Genomic DNA, 12,727 nt, shown 5'->3' on the forward strand with positions numbered 1-12,727 from the left:
TGAGCACAAACGCAAACGCCCCGAACAAGTCGGGGCGTTTGCTGGAACCACCATCAGTGTGTTTTCACACAGCCTGAAAAGGCGGGTTTTTTAAAGGGCTCCACGGACGTTACTGGCGGTCAGTGGAACAAAAGATGGTGCCCGAAGCCGGAATCGAACCGGCACGCCCTTACGAGCGGGGGATTTTAAGTCCCATGCGTCTACCAGTTTCGCCATTCGGGCGGCAGCGCGTGTTGCAGGGTTGGGAATATATAGATCCAGGCGCTTCGATGCAAGGATGCGGGGCAGCTTTCTTGAATCACCGAACGGGTGAAAAAGCTTGCTAGATCAGAGGGCTAGGTAAGCATCTGGAGGAATAGTCGCAGCCTCAATAGCCCGGCAGACCCTGGCCAAAATCCTCCTCGCGCTGCCCAGCGCACACTAAAATCCCGGCGCGAAGGCCGGGACCGTGGTTGCGCACTGCGCATCAATGCTCAGGATGTTCGCTCGTCACCGACTCGGCAGCCTCCACATCAGACATATCCTCTTCGAGCGGTGCTTCGTCGTCCGGCGGCAGTGGGATTTTATCCTCATCATGCCTCGGATCGTGCCCTGTCTCGTTGTCCGTATTGCGGGTCACCGCCTGTTGTGAAAGGTTTCCGGGGGCGTTCTTGTCGATATCCATGCTGGCTCTCCGTTCTGGGCTCGGAATATCCGCGCTTGACGATAAGAGTCGCCGGGTGACCGCAGGTGCCAAGGTTTAGACGAATGGCGTCCCCAACCCTCAACCGTTAACCGTCAGCCCGGAATACACCCCCACCGGCATCTTGTAACGGTGCGGTTGCTGTCGAGCCAACTGCGCCTGCACCTGCGCAACGGCTTCCAGCACGCGCTGGGCCCACTGTTTGTCTTGCGGATCGACCACGACCACGCGGAAACCGTGGTCATGGCCCTCAAGCTGCACGCCTTCGGAGTCATCGACGTGCAAGTCGATGTCGAACGCCGGCGGAAACTTCGATGGCGGGTTCGACAGCCCGCGTTCGGTGAGGGCCTGGTTATGCCGCACGCTGTTGACTACACCGTCGACGTGGATCCCGTACAGCAACAACCAACGTCGAATGTAGGACGGGGTGCGACCGGATGAGGTATAGACCCACACACTGCATCCCTGGCGACGCAGCTCACGCGTCAGCGAACGGGCGCCGTGGCGCAGTGGTTCGCCCAACCAACGATGCAGACAGGCCGGCAACCGGCTGTGTTCGGTCGCGCTGTGGTGAAGCTGGCAGGCCAGCGTGTCATCGATATCGAACGAAATACGGATACGCGGTCGCTTGAACGCGCGTTTGATTGTCTGCAACACCGAATACCTTCTCATCGATAACCGCCCTGATAGACGGACGCAGGCGTGTCGTGCAGGAAAAACTTCATGGGATCTGGAGCGTTATTCTCCAGGAACGCAGCATATTTTTTCTTGATCTTGGGCAACTCGTACAACGCCTTGACGCCATGCTTGGCGGAATTACGGATGACCGAGGACGGGTTGAAGTAGCCCTCGGCGTTATCCAGGGTCAGCACGAAAGGCGGCAGCCCCTCGCGCATCAGCAGGTAACTGACGATCAGCGAGCCGCTGCGGTGATTGCCCTCGATGAACAACTGCGGCTTGCTGAGGCCCCGCACGTAAACCCCCGCGGCACGCTTCCAGACCGATTCACTGTGATGCTTGCAGTACCAACTGTACAAATCCTTGATGCCGCCTTCAACGTTGTTGAAGAAGTGTTCTTCGGTCGCCGCCAGGTGCTGGGCGTATTCCTGCCGGCGTGCCGGGTTCTTGCCGCAGAGCACGGTGGCATTGATCTCCAGCATCAGGTTCAACTGCTGAAGATCGAACAGGTCGACACCGCGCGCAACGTAGTCGTCAATCAGGGCATACCCCTCGAGCACGTTCTGCAGCACCTCGTCGGTCAACGGGTCGCGTGGCTCGGTAAAGTCCCGGCTGAGCGCGGCAAAGTGACGCTGGAGCTCACGCAGTGCGCGCTCAATAGCCGATAAGTCCAGACGACGTGTTGCAATCATCAGCTGAACTTACCGCTGATGTAGTCACCGGTCATTTGCTCGCGCGGGTTTTCGAAGATCTGCGCAGTGGGGCCCATCTCGACCAAATAGCCGGTGCGGGTGCCCTGGGAAATATCCACCGAGAAAAACGCCGTGGTGTCGGCCACGCGAATCGCCTGCTGCATGTTGTGGGTTACCAGCGCGATGGTGTAATCCTTCTTCAACTCCACCATCAGTTCTTCGACCCGGCGAGTGGCGATCGGGTCGAGTGCCGAGCACGGCTCATCCAGCAGCAAGACTTCCGGCTCGGTGGCAATAGCGCGAGCGATGCACAGACGTTGCTGCTGACCACCGGAGAGCGACAAGCCGCTGACCTTGAGCTTGTCCTTGACCTCGTCCCACAGCGCGGCGCCTTGCAGCGCATGTTTCACGCGGTCGCCCAAATCGCCCTTGTAGCGATTGAGGCGCAGGCCAAAGGCGACGTTATCGAAGATGCTCATCGAGAACGGGTTCGGCTGCTGGAACACCATGCCGATGTAGCGACGCACCACCACGGGATCGACGCCCTTGCCGTACACGTCCTGGCCGAGGAAGTGCACATGGCCCTCGAAGCGGAAGCCCTTGACCAGGTCATTCATGCGGTTGAGGCTGCGCAGCACGGTACTTTTGCCGCAACCGGAAGGCCCGATGAAGCCGGTGATCTTGTTCTTTTCGATAGGCACATGGCTGTCACGCACGGCCATGAAGTTGCCGTAGAAAATCTTGTCCAGCTTGCAGTCCATGACCACAGGCGACTGGGTAACAAACGGAGCGGCTATTTGCGCATTGGGTAAGTTCAAAATTCAGGTGCTCCCGTTCTTAATACTTGGGTTTGCCGAAAATACGGCTCACGACATTCACGACCAGCACGATCATCACCAACACCAGCGAGGCCGCCCAGGCGAGCTCAAGCTGATTGTCGAAGGGCATGCCGGAAAAGTTGTAGATCAGCACGGCAAGGGACGCCGTGGGATTCATGACAGCCAGGCTGCCGTCGTGGTAGATCCAGTAGTTGCTGAACAGCGCGGTGAACAACAGGGGCGCGGTTTCGCCGGCGGCGCGGGCCACGGCAAGCATGACGCCAGTGAGGATTGCGGGCATGCCGGTGGGCAGCACGATTTTCCAGATCACCTGCGAGCGGGTGCAGCCCATGCCGTAGGCGGCGTCCTTCATGATCTTGGGCACCATCCTCATCGACTCTTCGGCCGTCAGCACCACGATCGGCAGCATCAGCACCGCCAGCGCCACCCCACCTGCCGGGGCCGAGTAGGTCCCGGTGGTCATCACCACCAGCGCGTAGGCAAACACGCCGGCCAGGATCGACGGCAAGCCGGTGAGCATTTTGGCGGCGAAGCGCGATGCGTTCGCAAGCTTGCTGTCGGGCCCCAGCTCCGCCAGGAACACCGCTGCCAGGATGCCGACCGGTACGGCGATCGCCGCCGCGATACCGACCATGACAAAGGTGCCCGCCATGGCATTGCCGAAGCCGCCGCCCGTTTCGAAACCGGTGGGCGGCAACTCGGTAAACACCTCAAGGCTCAGGCGTGCACCGCCTCGGGTAATCAGCATATAAAGCACGGAGATCAGCGGCACGGCGGCCAGCAGTGCGCCGAACCAGACCAACGAGGTCAAGACCAGGCTGCGCAGGGCACGGCCTTCGAAGCGGCGCTGCAGGCTGGGCAGCGCAGCGGTAGGCGTGGAGAGGTTGGTCATTGTTTGGTCCCCCGCTGGGCGTAGAGCATGATCATCGAACCCGCGACATTGACCAGCAGCGTGATGAACATCAGCACCAACGCCGCATACATCAACACCTCGATCTCGTTCGGCCCGGCTTCGGGAAAGTTCAGCGCCAACAAGGCCGCCAGGGTATTGGCCGGGGCAAACAGGGAAAGGGAAATGTTGTTCGCATTACCCACCAGCATCGCCAGGGCCATGGTTTCACCCAGGGCGCGGCCCAGGCCCAACACCAGGGAGCCGAAGATGCCGGTCGCCGCCGAGGGCACCATCACCTTGAGAATCGCTTCCCAATGCGTCGTGCCCATGCCGTAGGCAGCCTGTTTGGTTTTCATCGGCACCGCGGTGAGCGCGTCCTGGGACACCGCCGCAATCGTCGGCAGGATCATGATCGCCAGTACCAGCGCGGCGGGCAGCAGGCCCGGCCCGCTCAGGGACGTGCCAAAAAACGGGATCCACCCAAGCTCGGTGCTCAACCAGGTCGTCAGCGGCCGAATGGCGGGGATCACTACGTAGATCCCCCACAGGCCGTAAACCACGCTGGGGATGGCCGCGAGCAATTCGACGATGGTGCGAAATACCGCAGCCAGCTTGGCGGGAAGAAAATCCTGAGTGAGGAAAATCGCCATGCTGACACCGAAGAAACCGGCGATCAGCAACGCGATAAAGGCACTGTACAGCGTGCCCCAGATTGCCGGCAGAATGCCGTACTTGCCTTGGTTAACGTCCCAGACACTGCCGAACAGCACATCAAAACCGTGCTTTTCCATACCTGGCAATGCCTTGCGCCCCACTTCGAACACCAGCGCGAAGACCAGCGCCAGCACCAGCACCACGCCGATGCGTGCAAGCGCACGGAAGGTGCGATCAACCATAAAGTCCTTGGTGGACGGCGGCTGGCACGCAGAGTCCGGGTTAACCGGTACGACAAAAGGAGTGTTCATGGGTTGATTCCGAAACAGGGAGGAAGCACGCCGGCATGGCTGACCGCCCATGCCGAGCGTGACCTGGCAAGCCTTACTTAATGTTGGCGGAAGCTTTGCGAACCTGATCGACTACCGAAGCTGGCAGAGGGATGTAGCCCATCGAGTCAGCGATTTTCTGACCTTCGGTCAGGCTGTACTCGACCATTTCACGCATGGCTTTGGCCTTGGCCGGGTTGCCGTTGTCCTTGCGGAAGATCATCCAGGTGTAGGAGGTGATCGGGTAGGACTTGGCACCGTCCGGATCCGGCAGCCAGGCCACCAGGCTTTCCGGCATTTTCACCGCAGCCAGTGCTTCTGCACCGCTTTCGGCGTTCGGCACCACGTAGTGGCCGGCCTTGTTCTGCAACTGGGCGAAGTCAACCTTGGCCAGCTTGGCGAAACCGTATTCGATGTAGCCAATCGCGCCTGGGGTCTGGCGCACGGTGGCGGTCACGCCATCGTTCTTGGGCGACTTGATGAACTTGTCGGTGGCAGGCCAGTTGACGGTGTTGCCTTCACCCATTGCTTCCTTGAAGCCAGGGTTGATGGCCGACAGGTGCTTGGTGAACACGGCGGTGGTGCCGCTGGAGTCGGCACGCACCACGACGGTGATCGGCGTATCGGTCAGTTTCAGGTCCGGGTTGGCGGCGACGATCTTGGGATCGTTCCACTTGGTGATTTTGCCCAGGAAGATGTCGGAGTACACGTCACGCGGCAGCTTCAGGCCCTTCGGGTTGCCCGGCAGGTTGTAGGCCAGCACGATTTCACCGGCGGTCATCGGCAGCAGTTGCACACCCTCGGCGACCTTGGCGATGTCTTCGTCTTTCATCGCCGAATCGCTGGCGGCGAAGTCGACGGTCTTGTTCAGAAAGTCCTGTACACCCGCCCCGCTCCCCTTGGACTGGTAGTCAACGGTGACGCCCTCGGTTTTCTTGCTGAAATCCTTGAACCAGGTGAGGTAGATCGGCGCCGGGAAACTTGCGCCGGAACCGGTCAGGCGGATGCTTTCGGCAGCAAACACCGAAGTGGCACCCAGAGAAACCGCGACGGCGAGTGCAGCAGACTTCATCAGACGTTTCATTCAGGAGAATCCTAGTGATTTCGGGCTCCGGAACTCTGCAACAATCTTGTTACGGTTTTATGAACGTGGAGTGGCAAAACGCCGTGATGTGCTCTTCCAGCAACGCGATAGGGGTCTTTGAGGCGACGAGTTCGTAACAAATTGCGACCAAGTGCCCTGCCGCAGCGTCACCCGCGCAGGGCACTCCAGCGCCTGAAAGGCCGCGTGTTACATCGGGGTTGTGCTGACCACCCTCAACGCCAGCCCTTCATAGGCGTCCAGATTGATGGTAAACACGCCCTCCTCCGTCAGGTCGCCTTCCACCCGCTCATTGATGATGTCCACCACCATCCCCGCCGCGATATCAGGCAGGTTCACGGTTTCGGTGATCGACGTGGCGCCGAAGTTCAGCGCGGTGATTTGCGTGCCTCTACCGGCCGGCAGTTCATGGACCATGATCAACAGTGCCGGGTTTTGCACATCCGGCACCAGGATCTGACGGCTGGCGGCGATGTCGTAGGCGCGGCGGACCGCGAGGATTTTTTGCAGTTGCGAGGCAAACGATTCGGGGTCCTGCAACTGACTGTTCAGGCTGCCATACAGGCTTTTCGAGCGCGGCATCTGCCCGGCGGACAATTCAGCGTCGGGGTTAAGGTCCACCAGGTCGTAGGCCCCGCGATGAATCCAGCGAGTGTCGCCGTCCTGCATCAAATGCGCGACGTCTTGCGCCGCCAGCGGCAAGGCCCCCACCAGGTCCCAGCCAGACAAGGCAAACACCCCCGGCTGCATGGCGTTGTACATCACCAGCAGTAAATGAATCTGGCGGATCTGCTGGATATCCGCCGGGGTGATCGCATCGAGGTCCCGGATACCCAACGCCGCCGTGATGATGCTGGCCGTGGTGCACGACACGCCATTGGTCACGAACTTGAGGTTGTACGGTGCATGCTCGCCGGTCAGGCGCTCATACATCTGCTCGCGGATGTGCTCGCGCAGAATGTTGCCGGGGAACGTCTGGCCCTGGTACAGAAAGCTGTCATGGGCGTGCAGGGTCCAGAAGTGCACCAGCTCCAGCGTCAGTTCATCGTGGTTTTGCAGCGCATGGATCAGCGAGCCGGGGTCGATGCCCTGGCGATGCATTTCGCGCAGCATCAGGCGCAGGAACTCGGCATCGCCCATCAGCAGCGCATGCTGGTATGCGGGACGGGTAATGAAGTCATAGGAGAGGTCGGCGCCGCCATGGGACATCGAGGCGATGTCATCCACCGTCAGGTTCAACTCCTGGAAGCTGAAGCCGCCCGCCTTGCGAATCGCCCCGCCGAGCAGTTGGTTACCGGTGATCGACAACGGGTGGCTCTCCGACCAGGCGGTGCCATCGAGCTTGCGTTCCACACCCAGGAAACCGTTGGCATCCAGGCGCAGGATCTTCGCGCCCATCACGTCGATGGCGTGCAGCGCATCGCCGATAATCATCTGTTGCGCGGCAAAGGTCGGGTCCAGCCAGTTGAGCGACGGCTGGCCTTCCTTGAAGTAATGCAGGTACACCCAGCGACGCGGCTTGCCATCCACGCCGATCACCACAGGCGTGGCGCTCCAGTCGGTTTCCTTGACGCCAGGCTCGAAGAAGATCACCCGTTGCAACTGGCCGACGATGTAGTGCTTGTCGCGCAGTGCATCCACCTGCAATGGGCTGAGGTTCTGCGCATCGCGCCCCTCGGCCACTTCGGGCAGCAGTGGCCAGTCTTCCTCGCGGATCTCAACCATGTGGTAGAGACCGGGGTAATCCTCATACGCCATCTCGGCCAGGCGGAAATCCGCGCCCTTGCCGGTATGGGACGGGATCACATCGTCAATGATCACCGCATTGTGCGCCGCCGCCATGCGCGTCAACGCCTGCAGTTGCGCCTCGGTGCCCAGTTGCGGGTCGATCTCGAAGCTGATGCGGTCGAAATTGCCGTCGATGGTCGGCGTGTGCCGCGTGCCGTTCAGGCCGCCGGACTTTTTCAGCGGGCCGTTATGAATGCCCTGGATGCCGATCTTCGACAGGGCGTGCCACAGGCTTTCATCCCCCAGCGCCTCCAGCACCGTGCCGCCTTCGCGCGTCACGATCGACGCCGGGTACGCGGTAAACCACACCGACGACAACGCCGAAGCATCCCGCGGCCGCGTCTGCGCAAAAGGCTGTTGCCACAACCGGCCCTGCCCGGAATAGAGCTTGGCGCGCTGGCGTGCCGCATGCAGCATCGATTGCTCCACCAGCCAGTTCACATGGTTGTTTTCAGCCGCGGTCATAAGCTTGGTACCTGTCGTTGTGAAACGTTGCTCGTAGACATATGAGGGGGACGCGGGCCATTCGTTGCATTGCAATGGCGACAGCTAGGCCAATCCTTGTGTCGCCTGGCGATACTGACGCGGTGTAAACCCAGTGGAAGCCTTGAACTGCCGCGTAAACGCACTGTGGTCGGTATACCCGCACTGCAACGCCACCTCGGTGATCGGCAGGTCGCTGTGCAGCAAGCGATGGGCCTGTTCCAGCCGTACCTTCTGGATCATTTGCCGGGGAGTGAGGTGGAACACGCGCTTGCAGTAACGCTCCAGTTGCGCCACGGAAATACCGGCGATGCGCGTCAGTTCGCCGAGGGTGACACGGCGGGTGAAGTGGGTGCGGATGTGCTCGTCCACCGCTGCCAGCCGCTGATACGCCGGGTGGGTTTCGCTCGCCGATTGCAGGTCTACGGAGATACCCGCCAGGCCGATGATGCGACCTTCAGGGTCGTACAGCGGCCATTTGTGGGTCAGGCACCAGCCGGGTTCGCGGGTGCCGTACAGATGCAGCTCCAACTGGTCTTCAAGCACCAGACCTTGCTCCAGCACGCGGCGGTCCTGCTCGGTATAACCCGGCCCCAGTTGCGCCGGGAACACTTCGGCGCTGGTCTTGCCCAGCAGCGGTTGCAGCTGTTTGAGGCCGCAGCGTTGCACCAGGGTGCGGTTGGCGAGGACGTAACGGGCGTCCAGGTCCTTGATGAAGATGGCCGCATTGGGGATCACATCCAGCATCGGCAACAGCTGCTTCATACCGGCCACTAACTGCGCGACGCTGTGGGGGCGCGTCGTCTCGCTGCCTTGGCAAAAGCTCGCAAATGCGCTGTGCATCATCACTGTGTATCCCCTGCTGATTCACTCGACGCGTAGCAGATTGCCCGATGCCCAGGACGCTGTCGAGCGACGCACACTGTGCTGAATTCGTCATCAATGCCGGCAAAAAACATCAATCGCCACAGGGTTTTCGCCTTCAGGATAGGACCACTGCATGCCTGTCCAATAACTCACAAGAAGGCGACGCTATGTCAGCTCAAGGCAAGTTCAAGAAACAGCTTTCATTGATGGACCTGACCTTCATCGGGTTGGGTGCCATCTTCGGTTCCGGGTGGCTGTTCGCGGCCAGCCACGTCTCCGCAATCGCCGGCCCCGCCGGGATTATTTCGTGGTTGATCGGTGGTTTCGCCGTGCTGTTGCTCGGTATCGTCTACTGCGAACTGGGCGCGGCGTTGCCCCGCGCCGGTGGCGTGGTGCGTTACCCGGTGTACTCCCACGGCCCGCTGCTGGGTTACCTGATGGGCTTTATCACGCTGATCGCGTTTTCCAGCCTGGTGGCGATTGAAGTGGTCGCCTCGCGCCAATATGCAGCGGCCTGGTTTCCCGAGTTGACCAAGGCCGGTTCCAGCGACCCGACCGCTCTGGGCTGGCTGCTGCAGTTCGCCCTGCTCTGTGTGTTTTTTATCCTCAATTACCGCAGCGTGAAGACCTTCGCCATCGCCAATAACCTGGTGAGCGTGTTCAAGTTCATCGTGCCGCTGCTGGTGATCGGTGTGCTGTTCACCTTCTTCAAACCGGCGAATTTCCAGGCGCACGGGTTTGCGCCGTTCGGGATGTCGGGGATCGAAATGGCCGTCTCGGCCGGTGGGGTGATTTTTGCTTACCTGGGCCTTACGCCGATCATCTCGGTGGCCAGTGAAGTGAAGAACCCGCAGCGCACGATTCCGATTGCGTTGATCCTCTCGGTACTGTTGTCGACCGCCATCTACGTGCTGCTGCAAACCGCATTCCTCGGCGGCGTGCCTACAGAGATGCTCGCCAACGGCTGGGCCGGAATCAGCAAGGAACTGGCGTTGCCCTATCGCGATATCGCCCTGGCATTGGGCGTGGGCTGGCTGGCCTACCTGGTGGTGGCCGATGCGGTGATCTCGCCCAGCGGCTGCGGCAATATCTACATGAACGCCACGCCACGTGTGGTGTATGGCTGGGCGCAGACCGGTACGTTCTTCAAGATCTTTACGCGCATCGATGAAAAATCCGGCATCCCGCGCCCGGCGCTGTGGCTGACCTTTGGCTTGTCGGTATTCTGGACCCTGCCGTTTCCGTCGTGGGAAGCGCTGATCAATGTGGTGTCCGCCGCACTGATCCTCAGCTACGCCGTGGCCCCGGTGACCGTCGCCGCGCTGCGCCGCAATGCGCCACAGATGGCGCGGCCGTTCCGGGTCAAGGGCATGGCAGTGCTGGGTCCGCTGTCGTTCATCATCGCCGCGCTGATTGTGTATTGGTCCGGCTGGAGCACGGTGTCGTGGCTGCTCGGCCTGCAGATCCTGATGTTTGCGGTGTACCTGCTGTGCGCACGCTGGGTGCCGACAGCGCTGGTCAACCTCAAACAACAAGTGCGCTCGTCGGCCTGGCTGATCGGCTTTTACGCAGTGACTATCCTGCTGTCCAAGCTCGGCAGTTTTGGCGGTACCGGCGTGATCAGCCACCCATTCGACACGCTGGTGGTCGCGATCTGCGCGCTGGGCATTTACTACTGGGGCGCGGCCACCGGCGTACCGGCGCACCTGGTGCAACTGGAGCATGAAGCCGATGAAAGTGAAGCCGTCGACGAACCCCGTGCCAGCGCCCCGCTGTCGCCTGCTACCCACTGATTGGAGCTCGTTATGAAGCGACTGCATGTGATCGACTCCCACACCGGCGGCGAACCCACGCGCCTGGTACTGGACGGATTCCCCGAACTCAAGGGCGCGACCATCGCCGACCAGCTCGACACACTGCGCACCGAGCACGATCAATGGCGCCGCGCCTGCCTGCTGGAACCGCGTGGCAACGATGTGCTGGTCGGCGCGCTGTACTGCGCGCCTGTCACGCCGGGGGCCACCTGCGGGGTGATCTTCTTCAACAACGCCGGTTACCTGGGCATGTGCGGCCACGGCACGATCGGTCTGATGGCGTCGTTGCACCACTTGGGGCGCATCCAACCCGGCGTGCATACCCTCGACACCCCGGTGGGCCCGGTAGCGGCCACTTTGCACGAAGACGGCGCCGTCACCCTGCGCAACGTACCCGCCTATCGCTATCGCCAGCACGTGCCGGTGCAGGTGCCGGGCCATGGCACGGTGCATGGCGATATCGCTTGGGGCGGTAACTGGTTTTTCCTGGTGTCCGAGCATGGCAAGACCCTGGACATGAGCAATGTCGACGCCCTCACCGACTACACCTGGGCGATGCTCAAGGCCCTGGAAGACGAGGGCATCGGTGGCGCAGACGGTGCGCTGATCGACCATATCGAACTGTTCGCCGACGATGCCCACGCCGACAGCCGCAACTTCGTGATGTGCCCCGGCAAGGCTTACGACCGCTCCCCCTGCGGCACCGGCACCAGCGCCAAACTGGCGTGCCTGGCCGCCGACGGCAAACTGGCCGAGGGTGAAACCTGGGTACAGGCCAGCATCACCGGCAGCCAGTTCGAAGGCCGTTTCGAGTGGGACGGCGAACGTGTCATTCCCGCGATTACCGGCCGTGCCTACATGACCGCCGACAGCACCTTGCTGATCGATGAGCAGGACCCTTTTGCCTGGGGTATTTGAACCCCCTCTCTTTGACTGAATGGAGTTAGAACCATGAGCGACAACATCTTCACCGGTTGCATCCCCGCGCTGATGACCCCCTGCACTGCCGCGCGCAAGCCGGATTTCGATGCACTGGTCGCCAAGGGCCGCGAGCTGATCGATATCGGCATGAGCGCCGTGGTGTATTGCGGTTCCATGGGCGACTGGCCGCTGCTCAGCGAGGCCGAGCGCCAGGAAGGCGTGGCGCGCCTGGTGGCGGCCGGCGTGCCGACCATCGTCGGCACCGGTGCGGTGAACAGCCGCGAAGCGGTGGCCCATGCAGCCCATGCGGCCAAGGTTGGTGCCCACGGCCTGATGGTGATTCCACGCGTGCTGTCCCGGGGGGCTTCGGCGACCGCGCAAAAGGCGCACTTCTCGGCGATCCTCAAGGCCGCCCCTGACCTGCCGGCCGTGATCTACAACAGCCCGTACTACGGCTTCGCCACCCGCGCCGATCTGTTCTTCGAACTGCGCCGCGAACACTCGAACCTGATCGGCTTCAAGGAGTTCGGCGGTGGTGCCGACCTGCGCTACGCCGCCGAACACATCACCTCCCAGGACGATAACGTGACCCTGATGGTCGGCGTCGACACCCAGGTGGTGCACGGCTTCGTCAACTGCAACGCCACCGGCGCCATTACCGGCATCGGCAATGCGTTGCCACGCGAAGTGCTGCAACTGGTGGCCCTGAGCAAACAGGCGGCCAAGGGCGATGCCAAGGCCCGGCGCCAGGCGCGGGAGCTGGAGGCTGCGCTGGCAGTGCTGTCGTCGTTCGATGAAGGCTGCGACCTGGTGCTGTATTACAAGCACTTGATGGTGCTCAATGGCGACAAGGGCTACGAGCTGCACTTCAATGAAACCGACGTGCTCAGCGACGCCCAACGCCGGTATGCCGAGACCCAGTACGCGCTGTTCCGCCAGTGGTACGCCAACTGGTCGACCGAGCAGAACGTCGACTGACTGTTTAA

At 61.4% G+C, this 12,727-nt stretch carries 12 protein-coding genes and 1 tRNA gene; 3 read left to right on the plus strand and 10 right to left on the minus strand.

Features of this window, described 5'->3' with window-relative positions:
- Positions 1 to 135: 135 nt before the first annotated feature.
- The 10 genes from V6M90_RS12965 to V6M90_RS13010 all read right to left on the minus strand — a co-directional run bounded on the left by V6M90_RS12965 (position 136) and on the right by V6M90_RS13010 (position 8,985).
- Positions 136 to 222: transfer RNA gene (locus V6M90_RS12965), tRNA-Leu, on the minus strand.
- 244 nt (positions 223 to 466) lie between these two features.
- Positions 467 to 664 carry a hypothetical protein gene (locus tag V6M90_RS12970; RefSeq protein WP_003174152.1) on the minus strand — a complete coding sequence of 66 codons (198 nt, stop codon included), beginning with the start codon at positions 662 to 664 and terminating at the stop codon, positions 467 to 469.
- Positions 665 to 763: 99 nt separating this feature from the next.
- Positions 764 to 1,354 (minus strand): hypothetical protein, encoded by a 591-nt coding sequence (locus V6M90_RS12975; protein ID WP_003174153.1) that lies wholly within the window; start codon positions 1,352 to 1,354, stop codon positions 764 to 766.
- Positions 1,351 to 2,052, minus strand: a complete 702-nt coding sequence (locus tag V6M90_RS12980; RefSeq protein ID WP_003174154.1) for a hypothetical protein — start codon at positions 2,050 to 2,052, stop codon at positions 1,351 to 1,353. The genes V6M90_RS12975 and V6M90_RS12980 overlap by 4 nt, the downstream gene beginning before the upstream one ends.
- A complete protein-coding gene (gene pstB / locus V6M90_RS12985) occupies positions 2,052 to 2,813 on the minus strand; it encodes a phosphate ABC transporter ATP-binding protein PstB (RefSeq protein ID WP_010210300.1) in 762 nt (253 codons plus the stop codon). The genes V6M90_RS12980 and pstB overlap by 1 nt, the downstream gene beginning before the upstream one ends.
- A gap of 76 nt (positions 2,814 to 2,889) precedes the next feature.
- Entirely contained in the window at positions 2,890 to 3,783 is an 894-nt protein-coding gene (gene pstA, locus V6M90_RS12990; protein ID WP_003174156.1) for a phosphate ABC transporter permease PstA, read from the minus strand.
- Positions 3,780 to 4,748 (minus strand): phosphate ABC transporter permease subunit PstC, encoded by a 969-nt coding sequence (gene pstC / locus V6M90_RS12995; protein ID WP_332846631.1) that lies wholly within the window; start codon positions 4,746 to 4,748, stop codon positions 3,780 to 3,782. Before pstC ends, pstA begins: the two co-directional genes overlap by 4 nt.
- Positions 4,749 to 4,821: 73 nt before the next feature.
- Complete coding sequence (gene pstS, locus V6M90_RS13000; RefSeq protein WP_003174158.1) at positions 4,822 to 5,850, minus strand: phosphate ABC transporter substrate-binding protein PstS; 1,029 nt, start codon at positions 5,848 to 5,850, stop codon at positions 4,822 to 4,824.
- A 207-nt stretch (positions 5,851 to 6,057) separates the two neighbouring features.
- Positions 6,058 to 8,121 carry a maltose alpha-D-glucosyltransferase gene (treS, locus tag V6M90_RS13005; RefSeq protein WP_078733337.1) on the minus strand — a complete coding sequence of 688 codons (2,064 nt, stop codon included), beginning with the start codon at positions 8,119 to 8,121 and terminating at the stop codon, positions 6,058 to 6,060.
- 84 nt (positions 8,122 to 8,205) lie between these two features.
- Entirely contained in the window at positions 8,206 to 8,985 is a 780-nt protein-coding gene (locus tag V6M90_RS13010) for an AraC family transcriptional regulator (RefSeq protein WP_332846632.1), read from the minus strand.
- A 188-nt stretch (positions 8,986 to 9,173) separates the two neighbouring features.
- Between V6M90_RS13010 and V6M90_RS13015 the strand changes: the two genes are divergently transcribed.
- The 3 genes from V6M90_RS13015 to V6M90_RS13025 are packed head-to-tail and all read left to right on the plus strand — an operon-like array spanning position 9,174 to position 12,719.
- Positions 9,174 to 10,799, plus strand: a complete 1,626-nt coding sequence (locus V6M90_RS13015) for an APC family permease (RefSeq protein ID WP_042944763.1) — start codon at positions 9,174 to 9,176, stop codon at positions 10,797 to 10,799.
- Positions 10,800 to 10,811: 12 nt separating this feature from the next.
- Positions 10,812 to 11,738, plus strand: a complete 927-nt coding sequence (locus V6M90_RS13020; protein ID WP_332846633.1) for a 4-hydroxyproline epimerase — start codon at positions 10,812 to 10,814, stop codon at positions 11,736 to 11,738.
- Positions 11,739 to 11,771: 33 nt separating this feature from the next.
- Positions 11,772 to 12,719 (plus strand): dihydrodipicolinate synthase family protein, encoded by a 948-nt coding sequence (locus tag V6M90_RS13025; RefSeq protein WP_305427192.1) that lies wholly within the window; start codon positions 11,772 to 11,774, stop codon positions 12,717 to 12,719.
- Positions 12,720 to 12,727 lie beyond the last annotated feature (8 nt).

It is taken from the genome of Pseudomonas lactucae (genome assembly GCF_036688725.1).
GTDB classification, from domain to species: domain Bacteria; phylum Pseudomonadota; class Gammaproteobacteria; order Pseudomonadales; family Pseudomonadaceae; genus Aquipseudomonas; species Aquipseudomonas lactucae.